Below are 12,166 nucleotides of genomic sequence, written 5' to 3' on the forward strand. Positions count from 1 at the left end.
AGCCTGAATCGTACTTGATTTCAATGCCGGTGTTGATCACGATAATCATATGAAAGTTTTCACACTCCCATATTTTGCAGGGTTATTTTTTAGTGTATTCATTGCGCTGCATTTACCTGCAATTTCATTTGCACAAAGTGACTCCACAGAAAGAGTTCTAGTTCTCCCACTTGCAGGTTACAGCGATGAACAAGGCCTGGGAGTTGGCGCAAATGCTGCTTGGTTTAACATGCTGGGTTCTGGCTGGAGTTCATCGGCAGCACTTTTTGCATCAACACTCTATTCACAAACTCGTATTGACTACGATGTTTACAATCGAAATTTTTTTGATGTGGTTTATGCAAACGTTGGCGGCTTTTACAATCGAAGTACACGCTCTTTGTTTTATGGTCTCGGAAACAACTCCTCACTCTCAGATGCGTCTCAGTACGCCATCAACGACACTCAAATTTTTGGTCGCGTTGGTGTTAAAATATTTAGCGAAGTTGTCGCAGGCGTGGGCTATAGCCACAGATCCACCGGAATAGATCGTGGTGCGGATCCTAATTTACAACAATTTTTTGATCGCTGGTCTACGAATCCGAGTCTTTCTGGTTCAGTGACAACTGCGACTTCTGTTTTTGCAACTTATGATACACGCACCCCCAATTTGGCTCCACAAAGCGGAAGTTTTGTTTTTACATCCCTTGAACAACTTCAACCTCGGTCAGGTCAAGATCTTCATCAACAACGCTACACATTGCATGGGCAGCATTACCTTCCGATTATGGACAAAGATTTTTTAATATTATTACGCGGTCGTTATGAAAAACAATGGGGCGAAAATATTCCATTTTACCTACAACCCAAGCTTGGTGGTAGTACTTCAATTCGTGCATTAAAAAACAATCGATACATTGATAGTGGGAATATCTTATTTAATATTGAACCGCGCTATACACTTTGGTCGCCAGGCGGAGCCATCTTTGAAAGAATTGAAATCAGCTTTGGCATTGATGCTGGTCGAGTTTTTGATTACGAAAATATACCCCCTAGGCCATGGGATAGTTATCGTATCGGCTACGACATTGGTCTAACTGGAATTCTCGCAGGTGGTATTCCTCTTCGTATAGATCTCGCTCCTGGAGCAGAAGGCACATTGTTTTACGTTCATTTATTTTATCCCTTTTAATAAATTCATAAAATGCCGATTGTATTGTTGAAATGAAAAAACGTGAATGGTTTTTAGTACTATTACCACTTCTTCTAACTTGGTCAGTCGATCGGGTAACGAAGATCTGGGCCTCTGGCCTTACTGGTGTAGATTTTCATGGTCCTCTTGGTTTCATGCTCCACCATAATCATGGAGCAATCTTAGGCCTCTTTAGTGACTTGCCCGGCATGCTCAGAATTGTGAGTCTCTCAACTGGCGGAGCATTTTTACTTTTTCTCTATGGCATTTTGCAATTTTTATTGCCGACAAAATCTATGCTTTTACGCATCGGACTTTCATTTCTCACAGGCGGAATCATTGGTAACGTGACAGATAGAATCATTTGGGGATACGTCGTTGATTTTATTATCATCGGTAGCCCACAAAGATTTTCACCCAATTTTAATCTTGCCGACGCCCTTCAATGGGTTGGATACATTTGCATCGTCATCGCACTCATTGTTGAAGGAAAATCACTCTGGCCCGTTGAAAATCTTCGCAAAAGCTACTGGATCAACACACGCTTTCAAATCAAATATTGCTTAATTCTCATGACATGTGGTTTAGGACTAACATTGATTTTAGGAACCTACAGTTACACTTATCTTAGTGTAACGATCAGCGAACTTCGTGGCCCTAACCCCATCTTAGCTGCGCAGTTTTTAAAGCCCTTCGTCATGACATTTGGAATCGTGAGTTTTACATTTGCATTTGTTCTTTTTGCAGTGGGATTAATTTTGTCACACAGAGCCGCAGGGCCAATGTATGCATTTCAAAGATTCTTAAATGATCATATCGAAGGTAAAAATCCAAAACTTAAACTTAGAATCGGTGATGAATTTATTGAACTTGAAGAACTCGCAAAACGACTTACCGAATCTAAACCTAATCCAAAACCTTCACGGTCAAAAAGCGGTTAAGATAAAATCGCTTCTCAGTATTCTCGCGATGACAATGCCCGACAACGTAATCACCATCACGTGCACGCACAAGGCCTTGAGGTGTTATGCGTCTTGGCTCACCAGGTTGGGTGCCACCTTGATACGTAATTTCTAAAACCCATTGTTTTTCAGAGCCTTCAACTAAAGGCCGAGTTAACTCTTGGGCTAAAAGATCATTCATCGAAAAACGTGACCATTCAAAAGAACCACCTTGAGCTTTTGCTATAAATTCGAGCGTAGAATCTCCACCTAATTTTTCCATGCACTGAAGACAAACCTCTAAACAGGCACGACTATCTTCAAGTGCACGATGGGCTTGCCCCATCTTCACACCCAAAAGTGCAACAAGAGTTGCCAATCGATGATTCTGTGATTTTGGAAATGCCTTAAGTGCCAAGAGACAACTATCGAGCACGATATTATTTGGTAATGGAATTTTTAATTTTTCATATTCAAGAGCGAGAAATCCTAAATCAAACGCAGCATGATGGGCCATTAATACAGAACCTTTTATAAACGCATCAAATTGCAAAAGAACATCTGGCATCAATGGAGCATTAGCCACCATTTCATTTGTGATATGATGAATACGAATAACAGCTTCACCCATCTGGCGATGGGGCTTCACGAGTGATTGAAAAGTATCAATCACTTTTCCATTTTGCCACTTCATGGCAGCAATCTCAACAACCTCAGCTACCAGCGGATACTTGCCCGAGGTCTCAGTGTCAAAACTTATGTACGTGTAATCACGCCAAGGGCGAGTTTGATCCATTATTAATTTTCAAGACCGAAAATAAAAACTTCAGCTTTGCCTTTGTAAGATTGAATTTTTTTGATCAATGCATCTTTTGTTGGGATAAAATTAACCTTTGAACTTAGCTCCCAAATCTTACCACCCATGTATGGTGCTTTTTCACTATCACGGCCGGCTCGCTCTTTAGCAAGACCTGCATTAAGTGTGGCGTCATTGATTTCATCAACGTAATTAAAATTCTCTAAACCTAATTTTACTTTCGTAAAACCAAGAACAGATAAACACTCTGCCGTTGGTAATTCATCAATTGCAGATGTTACGTTTGCACCCGGGTAATCCCCAAGTACAACCACATTTCTTTTTACTCCTGACGATGAATTCTCTCTATCTAAATCTGAGTGCTCAACTGCTGTACCCGTTTGTGTATGAGCCCAGATGCGCTCATAAACCTTACGAAGCATAAATCCTGATTCACTACCTACAGTTTTAAGCATTGCGAGATCACGCCATGCGCCTTCAGCAGTGTGCCTTAAGTCAATATACTCTTGTGTTTCAGGAGTAAAAAAGGGAGTCGTTGTAGTCACAATATGTGTGGCATATAAAACTTGTTTATTACGTGTTCTCATAAAAAAATCAACAGCACGCACTTGATCAACGTTTACGATAACCAAATCATCTGCTGCACTATAGGCGATTATTTGTTTTACATTTTCAGCAATAGCTTGATCCCGGGTGTTAGCTTTAAAGTCACGTAAGTTCTGCGGACCAAAATCTGCATGTGTTGATTTTTTATTATTCGCACCATTTATGTTTTGAAGATTAGGAAACTCGGCACTAAAATATGAGCGATTGCCTGAAGTTAAAATATTATTAACTACTTTAATATTTGGCTGCCATTCAAAAGGAACCTGCGTCTTTTTCATTACTTTTACTGGATTCGTTGATGTGTATTTTTCTTGCCATTGACTCCATGATACTTTGCACAGCTCTTCTGCACTTAATGGAGCTTCTTTAGAGTCACTACCATTTTGAGTTACCACCTCAGATTTAGCATTGGCGTCTTCTTGCTTAAGCGTAAGATCAGGCTTTTTGGCACCTTTAATTAAGGGCGGAAATCTATCTTGACGAGTACAGGCAATAAACAACACCGGAATAAGAATTACAGCAGACAACTTCAAAAACACGTGAGCCTCCAATATAATTAACGTTTCATGTGCTTTAGTGCACGTTCTATTCCCGCCTTTAAAGCTTTTTGATGTGCGTTAGTGCAAATTACGGTGTAAGAATAGCTTGAAGTGGTGCCGGAAAATGTCATTATCTACTAATCTAAAGGAGTCAGAAACGTGCTTCTCAAAGGAAAAAAGGCTCTCATTTTGGGCGTGGCCAACGAACGATCATTAGCTTGGGCCGCGGCTCAACAATTTAAAGCCCAAGGTGCTGAGTTAGCTTTTACTTATCCCAATGATGCAATTAAAAAGCGAGTTCTACCATTAGCCGATGAAATCGGATCAAAACTTACTTTTCAATGTGACGTTGGTTCTGATGAATCAATTAAAAATCTTTTTAGTGAATTAAAAAAATCGTGGCCTCAGTTTGACATTCTCGTTCATTCGGTTGCGTATGCAAACAAAGAAGATCTCGATGGGCGATTCACGACGACCACTCGCGAAGGGTTTCGCATGGCTTTAGATATTTCAGCATACTCACTTATTGCTGTAACTAAAGAGGCCATGCCCCTGATGAATGCCGGCGGTTCGATCATAACCATGACTTACTTAGGCGCTACAAAAGTTGTGCAAAATTATAATGTAATGGGTGTGGCAAAAGCAGCACTTGAAGCAAGTGTTCGATACCTTGCTTGGGATTTAGGTCCACAAAATGTTCGTGTAAATGCAATTTCGGCTGGCCCGGTAAAAACACTTGCCGCTGCCGGCATTCGCGGCTTTAGATCACTACTTGACTCAGTTGGCACTATGAGTGCCATGAAAAGAAATATTTCTGCTGATGAAGTTGGTAAAGCCAGTCTTTATTTAGCCAGTGATTTATCAAGTGGCGTTACAGGTGAAATTCATTTTGTGGATTGTGGATATAATACGGGAGCATTAAGTATTCCAGCAACACCTCAAGCCCCTGCTAATTCTTAGTCGATAAAATTCAAAAGAATGAGCCGCAATTCTTGATACGTCAGTCAATCAGATCCAGATGATTAGCCAAAGCCCAATCAATCTTGCCCATGGTGGAATGGTTGAGTGTATAAGCAACGCATTAGTTAAACAAATTCACTCTTTACTTGTTACAAATGACAAAAAAAGCGATTCCTGACGCACTGCTAACGAAAAAGGTACCCGGTACCGAAATTTAGGCAGCTCTTTTAACTTTTGTTTTCTTATGAGTTTGTTTTTGGATTTCTTGACGTAAAATCGGTGCAAATTCGCCAATCAATCGTGCGGCTGGATGCTTTGAGTGATCGCCAAAAATTTCTGTGGTGAGTAACACCATATTGAGCCAAAATCGTGGATCTTTAATCGCGTCTTCTTCATATTGATTATAATTTTCAAACCAACCTGAAACCCATTGAGCCACCATGTGCTCGGTTTGAGTTTTGATTTCTTTGATCACTTTTCCTAATTGAGCCATTAAATAAATCGGAAGATAAATTCCAAATACAAAAGTACCAGCACCCACAGCGGTCAGAGTTAAAACACTCTGCTCATGGGTTTTAAAATATTCAATCAAAGCAACAATGCCAAACATGATAAAAAAAACGTTCACAGCAAAAAACCCCTGCAAAGCTCGTTTGTACATTAAATATTTTTTAATAATTTGCATTCTGCTCTCCCAAAAATATTCGCGCCAGTATGAAAACTGACAAGCATATATCGACACAATATATTCGGAATTAAGAGAGAATAACTTCAGGAACTAGACCTAGGTCTTAAGACTTTTAAAAATAATAGTTCAGACCCAGAGAGGTTTCATTTGCTTCACGTTGATCCCATAATACTTTACGACCAAGAAACCTCGCCTCCCAATCTTTTGAAAACTGAAATCCCATACCCGCTTGAATATCCGTCATCGCAAGCGCAACTGGTATGCTCGTCGGGCGGTAAGTACCGCGCATGAGAAATTTTAATTTATTGGTTGGAGTTGCAACAAAACCCAATTGGACGCCCGGGCCAAGAGTGTAGCCTCGAGACAAATCAGGATGGGATTGCAACTGCCCCAGCGCTAAAGCAAAAACTAAAATCTTTTTTGTACCAAGATAAAATGCAGGTCCTACACCACCAGTTGTGCCAAAAACGAGGCAACCATTACAATCAAATGACCGAGTAAAACCAAAACTAGCTAAGTACGATAGTCTCTTATTAAGAGGATGCCATGGATTTAATGCAGTCACATTCAAAATGGCTAATTCTTCAAGATATACATTTTTTGCTTGAGAATACCGCAACCTAGTATTCATAGTTTCTAAATCTGTAAAAGGTGAATAACCATCATCAGAATTTAAAAGATCATGAAGACTAAACCTTACTGAAAATTCTTGAATGCTCTCACCATTTCTCCAGGTCTGCGCAAAACCTGAGCGCAAAGTATCGTGCGCCAAATCAGGTCTTGAAGGCATTTCAAATTTTTGCTCAGGTGGCAGCACAGGTAATTGACTTCGCTTTACTAATAATCGACGAGAGAGGTCGGCGTCTGATCCCGCGAGTTGCCCTTGATTTTTAATTTGTAACATAGAGAAATATAAATTTAATGCTTCGGCCACCAGGGGTGATTCAATACTTTCTGGAGATTTCTTTAAATCCAATACATCAAAATAAAGATCATGTTCAGCACTACTCATTAGATCCCATTTGATTTTTTGTTGCCCCGACATCGACATACGGTAATCAACGCTTTCCAAAGCATCGGGTTGCTCTAAAACCACGCGCAATGTATCTATGGGTATCACATATGCAGGAAATCGATTTGTAAGGTTCCACTCTTGTTTTGCAACTTCCAATAAAGATAAAAGTTGATAAGAACAATTATCATCAAAAAAATAATAATCTACTGAAGCGGTACCTAACTCCCAAAGATGATCAATGATGGTATCAACTTCTGATTGTGAAAATTTTAATGTGTATTCAAATAAATCTCTTTGGTCTGCATTATTATATTCCTTAACTTTCACGTAATAAGGGATGACTGAATACCGCCCATCATACATACCCACGAGCCCTTTGAAGGCTTCTAATACAATGTACTAACCATTTGTTTGTGCAGCGAAATTAACAGCATGGTTAAAGAGTGGTAAATCTTTTGTTTCACGACGATTGATTCTTAAAAAAGTATGCCCATACATTGAAGCAGGCGCGCCATTGAAATACGTCGTAAATACTAAAGATACTGAATCACCCTTGATTGTATGACGCCAGTTTTCATATTTTGGACATGATGGATGTAAAAAAGTACGCCCCAATTGCTTTTCAAGAAATCGCATACGAAGCGGATACCAACACTGAGCTGGATACTGATCGGTTCCAAAAGTAATGATCTGACTGGTTTCAAAGGCCTTGACAGCTGCTAGAATTTCGGCGTGAGGATCAGTTTTACCTAGAGGTGAAAAGAAATATTTAGAACTATCAATTTCACTTTTATAGCCGCCAAAGAGCCGAGGCTTATAATGCATAAGCCTTAGCCAATAGCGTGATAAACTTAATTCTTCAATAGTGGGCGCTGCCTCAACCCGAATTACACTTGTTAAAACAAAAAGCCAAACAAGAAAAAACGCGAGTCGTCTTAAATTATCCCGCAACAATGTTTTGACAAGATTGCTTTAAAACGGGATCCCTGCGCAATTCACGTTTGGTTTCGTTGAGAAGTATAACAGGAGTTACTTCTTGATTAGAAATTGACTGATAGGTTTTTCGAGCCATAGAGCGAAATGATGAATAAGCCGTCTGAGGACAACCAACAACATATGCTAAACCATCTAAATATTCACCTTGGCCTTTTGCAACCTGAATAATAAGCTCTTCAAAATTTGAATCAACATATTCCAATTGTTCAGTACCGTTCATTCCAAATCCATCAATGAACAAGTTCCCATCATGCTTACATCCTGATGTGCCGTATGAGATTGATGCGCCACCTGAACTAACCCTGTTCGTACTATTTTCAAACGTTTGACTGGTGATGCCTTTTTTGCCACCGAAAATCTTACTACCTAAACCACAACGATTACCACCAGCAAAACTCTCAAGACTTACTAACAATATTAAAATCAAAAATAAGTATTTCATTTTATACCCCCCTACAGTTAGCCGAGAGCACAGGATCTGTGCCAATTTTTGCTTTGGTTCTTTGAATCAAATCAATAGGGCTAACATGTTGTTGTGGAACAATTTCTTGAAAACTTTTTTGTGATACTTCGCCAAAGTGGGCTCGTACATAACTTGAACAACCCAGTGAGTAAGAAAAACCAGCTAATACTTCACCTTGGCCTTTTGCCATATCTGAAACAATTTCTTCTAGATTTACGCTAGCGAAATGAAGCTGCTGCTCAGATACATTATTAACTATTCCACTATTACTACATCCAGAGGTACCTGTGGTTATTGAGAATGCATCCATACTCAAAGCGTTAGTACTTTCTTCACAAATTTGACTTGATACAGAATTACCCTTCCAAAGCATACTCCCCACACCACATCGATCATTACCCGAATCACCAAAGATAGCACTTGCGGATGCTGAAGCACCCCCAAGACCTAAAGCAAATATTAATACTAAACTCGTAAACAGTGTTTTCACAGTTGCCCCCACCATAAGTTATTATAATTTACCTTAAAAAGTGTAGACGCCCCGTTCTCACTCAGGCAATAGAAAAATCCAGATTTTCAATGGTTACCCCAAGGAAACCCATAAGAAATCACTCGAAATAACCCAAATCTCCCTTGCCAAGCCTGTGCACTGCGCTTATTCTCGCGACAATTAATCCGGGGGGAATAATATGCAAAAGGGAATACTTTCAAAAATACTATTCGTAGCAATCACAATCATCTCAATACAGGCTTCATCAGGCCAACTTTCAAGTGCTGAAAAAATAAGTGATCTCAATCAACTCGTCGCAATAATTAAATCTGGTTACGGACCACTCCAATACAAAGATCAGGTGTTGGGCATTAACATCGATAGACTTGCTAGAAAATACCAGGCCAGAATCCCCCTCACGCAAAGTAATGTCGATTTTTATTATCTTTTAGTGCAATTTGTTGCTGAGTTTAAAGACTCTCACTTCAGCGCTTCACTACCAACAACTCAAGTGGCAACACTTCCAATCACCACTGATTTAGTTGACGGAAAAGTACTCGTTGATCAAGTAAACCGAATGGTTCTTAATCACACAGAGTTTCCCTTTGAACGCGGCGATGAAATAATCGCCGTTAATGGCCTTCCAGTTTCAAGATTATTAGATGTGCTTCAAACTTATTCAAGCGCTGGTTATGCAGCTACTGCTCGTAGGCGAGCCGCTATGATGATCCCCTATAGGCCAGGTTCAAATGTGCCTGTACCCACCGGAGAAATTCGACTTTCATTATTAAAAGAAAATGAATTTATCCCCACAGAAGTACTTCTTAAATGGAATGTTACTGGCGAAGCTGTAGATGAGACAGCCCTTAATATTAATCGTTTTTTAAAAGTTTCACCTTCAAGAAGAGATTTTAATAATATCTCAAGCCAAGACATGTGGACTGAGTTTAAAGATTTTCACGCCGAACGAAGCTTTAGATGCTCAGGCAACACGCGAGCTGCAATACCAAGTAATGCAACAATCATTATGAAGTCACCGTTTGTGGCTTATTACTATCCAACTCTCAAAGGTAATGTGGGATATTTACGAATTCCACATTACTCACCTATGGGCCCTATGGGTGAACCAGAGTTTGGTCTACGGTTTGCCCAATATGAATTTGCAATTTCGGCTTTAGAAAAAAACACCATCGGCCTTGTCATCGATCAAGATCATAATTGCGGAGGTAGGGTTAGCTTCTTGCATCAACTTGTAAGTCTGTTTATGTCTACGACCTTTAAGCCCATGCAGTTTCAACTCTTGGCAAATAAACAAGAGTACTTGTCATTCAAAAGTTGGACTCAAGAGATTAATCAAAATACTTTAGAGTATCAGGGTGTTTTAAATACTTTTGAACTTATTAAAACCAGCTGGCTATCAGGGAGTTTTATGACTCCGTTGACTTCACTTGATGGCTCAACTCAAAATGCACCAAATCATATTCGATATACAAAACCCATTGTTGTTCTTATTGATGAAATGTCAGGTTCGGGTGGAGATGCGTTTCCCGCCATGCTTCAAGGTTTTGGGCGCGCAGTACTCTTAGGCACAAGAACCATGGGTGCCGGTGGACACGTGATGGTACAATCACCACTTAATTTTTCACAAGTTAACTTGCGCATGACAAAATCTTTGTTTTTCAGGCCAGATGGAGTTGCGGTGGAAAATAATGGTGCTGTTCCGAATATCCCTTACACCATTACAAGATCTGATTTTGTGAATGAATATAAAGGGTATCAAGAATTCTATACAGGTAAGCTCTTAGACCTTATCCGCTAAGATTGCGTACCTAAGCCCACTTGCAATCCCTCAATCTGAGGGATATCATTTCTGCATGTTTTCAAAAGCTCCGTCGCTTAAAGAATTCTTAAATCTGGTAAGAGGTTCATACGAGCTAGCGGCGCGTCATGCCTTTAAAGAACCAGAGATGATTTTAGATCAGCCTATTTTGCAAAGAATGCAGCAAATGTTTCCTGAGAAAATGCGATTTACAAAATCGCCAATAGCTAAAAATACAGTAGATTTTAAAAGACCCTGGCCACAACCGTCATTGATGCATCCTGATCGTGACGCTCCCACGGTGTTAACCTTTCCTGATGATGAATCCACTGAATTTGCAGCTAAAATCTTATATCGATATGCAAAACAGATTTGCGTTGATTGGATCGATGCAGCACAAGACACTCTTGCCAATCCAAAATTAGATGTTGTCTCCAATGAAGATTTTTCTTCATATTTCAAAAACACGGTTTATGCGAATTTCTTAAATCCAGTTCTCGATAAAAAAGATGTTGAGATTTTTGGTTCGATAATGACTCCAGATAAAGAATATTTAAAAGTTGATTTTTCTCCCATTGAATTTCTTCAAAACCTTGAAGGTCAGTATTCTACTCCAACGATTTCATTGTATTCAAAAAATAAGTCGGAAATTCAATGTGAAGCGATTTTTATAAATGGACTCTTAGTAAAACCTGAAAATAAAAACGCATGGCAATTGGCAAAATATTTTGTTTTGCAAAATGGATCGATCTCATTAACGATTTTAGCCCACCCACGAGTGCATTTCCCAATGGATACCATCAATGCTGTCACTAAAGCTCTGTTGCCCGAGGGGCATTTGATTTATGAAATTCTCAAGCCACATATGTGGTTAACACTTCCCCTCAATAGACGAGTTCAGTGGTCAGAGCATTCTATAGTGAGCAACCGGCAAGATCTTTGTTACACACCGTTTCCATCAACTGGTGTCAGCAATTATTTTTTTAAATCAATAAGCTTTTGTGGAATTAAGGGAAACTCATCTTATCCAGAATATGTTTATCCGTATAAATTTAATAAAACAGACACAGCTTTTAATCAAAGACTCAAAGCCTATTATGATGTGATTTATGATTTCACTGTAAAAGTTTGTAAAAACATACCACAAGACTCAAATATAAAATTATGGGCCAGTCATATTTCGCAATTGATCAAGGGCTTTCCAAATGAAGATTTGATTTTCAAAAAAGACAATCTGGCGCGTGCATTGGCTTTTTATATTTTTGACGTATCGGTTATGCATGCAGCAGAACATTTTAGTTTCAGTAGCATCCCAGTACGTAAAGCCTCTATGAGACTTCGCGTTCCACCACCAGCAAATCTTGAAATAGCGGCAATTGATTTGAAAAAATTAGCTACCCCAATTGATATTTTCAGACAACTCATGGCACACCGAATGTTCTTTAAACCTAATAATCTAACGCTCCTTAAAGATACGAGCTATGATTTACCACCTGCACTACAGATGTACGTAAAAGAGTTTAAAGACTCACTTAGACGTGTAGACGATCATATTCGTTCTGAGCACTTCATACCTTTGAAAGAAATTTCAGCCAGTATTCAGTATTAATAAGTAACATTGTGCGACTTAAACAATCTTTTTGACATTCGCAGATTTAAAT

At 39.3% G+C, this 12,166-nt stretch carries 10 protein-coding genes and 1 pseudogene; 5 read left to right on the top strand and 6 right to left on the bottom strand.

What is annotated here, in order from left to right; all coding sequences use genetic code 11:
• The first annotated feature begins 49 nt into the window (after positions 1-49).
• Positions 50-1,171: a BamA/TamA family outer membrane protein gene (locus SGI74_11180; protein MDZ4678055.1), complete on the top strand. Its 1,122-nt coding sequence runs from the start codon at positions 50-52 to the stop codon at positions 1,169-1,171.
• 32 nt (positions 1,172-1,203) lie between these two features.
• The gene (locus SGI74_11185; protein ID MDZ4678056.1) at positions 1,204-2,112 is read left to right on the top strand and encodes a signal peptidase II; all 909 of its coding nucleotides are present in this window, start codon (positions 1,204-1,206) and stop codon (positions 2,110-2,112) included.
• Here SGI74_11185 and SGI74_11190 read toward each other — a convergent pair.
• Positions 2,078-2,908, bottom strand: coding sequence for an exonuclease domain-containing protein (locus tag SGI74_11190; GenBank protein MDZ4678057.1), 831 nt, complete (start codon positions 2,906-2,908; stop codon positions 2,078-2,080). The two genes, SGI74_11185 and SGI74_11190, sit on opposite strands and share 35 nt — an antisense overlap.
• 2 nt (positions 2,909-2,910) lie before the next feature.
• Positions 2,911-4,074, bottom strand: a complete 1,164-nt coding sequence (locus SGI74_11195; GenBank protein MDZ4678058.1) for a hypothetical protein — start codon at positions 4,072-4,074, stop codon at positions 2,911-2,913.
• 159 nt (positions 4,075-4,233) lie between these two features.
• Between SGI74_11195 and SGI74_11200 the strand changes: the two genes are divergently transcribed.
• Positions 4,234-5,034 (top strand): enoyl-ACP reductase, encoded by an 801-nt coding sequence (locus SGI74_11200; GenBank protein ID MDZ4678059.1) that lies wholly within the window; start codon positions 4,234-4,236, stop codon positions 5,032-5,034.
• A gap of 214 nt (positions 5,035-5,248) precedes the next feature.
• On the opposite strand, the gene SGI74_11205 is transcribed toward SGI74_11200, so the two are convergent.
• From SGI74_11205 to SGI74_11220, 4 genes and pseudogenes are all read right to left on the bottom strand, one after another.
• Positions 5,249-5,719: a hypothetical protein gene (locus SGI74_11205; protein ID MDZ4678060.1), complete on the bottom strand. Its 471-nt coding sequence runs from the start codon at positions 5,717-5,719 to the stop codon at positions 5,249-5,251.
• A gap of 115 nt (positions 5,720-5,834) precedes the next feature.
• Positions 5,835-7,562 (bottom strand): annotated as a pseudogene (locus tag SGI74_11210) (DUF4105 domain-containing protein).
• 115 nt (positions 7,563-7,677) lie between these two features.
• Positions 7,678-8,175 carry a DUF3015 family protein gene (locus tag SGI74_11215; protein MDZ4678061.1) on the bottom strand — a complete coding sequence of 166 codons (498 nt, stop codon included), beginning with the start codon at positions 8,173-8,175 and terminating at the stop codon, positions 7,678-7,680.
• A gap of 1 nt (position 8,176) precedes the next feature.
• Positions 8,177-8,686: a DUF3015 family protein gene (locus tag SGI74_11220; GenBank protein ID MDZ4678062.1), complete on the bottom strand. Its 510-nt coding sequence runs from the start codon at positions 8,684-8,686 to the stop codon at positions 8,177-8,179.
• A gap of 199 nt (positions 8,687-8,885) precedes the next feature.
• Between SGI74_11220 and SGI74_11225 the strand changes: the two genes are divergently transcribed.
• Positions 8,886-10,505 (top strand): protease-like activity factor CPAF, encoded by a 1,620-nt coding sequence (locus SGI74_11225; protein ID MDZ4678063.1) that lies wholly within the window; start codon positions 8,886-8,888, stop codon positions 10,503-10,505.
• A 55-nt stretch (positions 10,506-10,560) separates the two neighbouring features.
• Positions 10,561-12,114, top strand: coding sequence for a hypothetical protein (locus SGI74_11230; GenBank protein MDZ4678064.1), 1,554 nt, complete (start codon positions 10,561-10,563; stop codon positions 12,112-12,114).
• Positions 12,115-12,166 lie beyond the last annotated feature (52 nt).

It is taken from the genome of Oligoflexia bacterium, from assembly GCA_034439615.1.
Taxonomy (GTDB): domain Bacteria; phylum Bdellovibrionota; class Bdellovibrionia; order JABDDW01; family JABDDW01; genus JAWXAT01.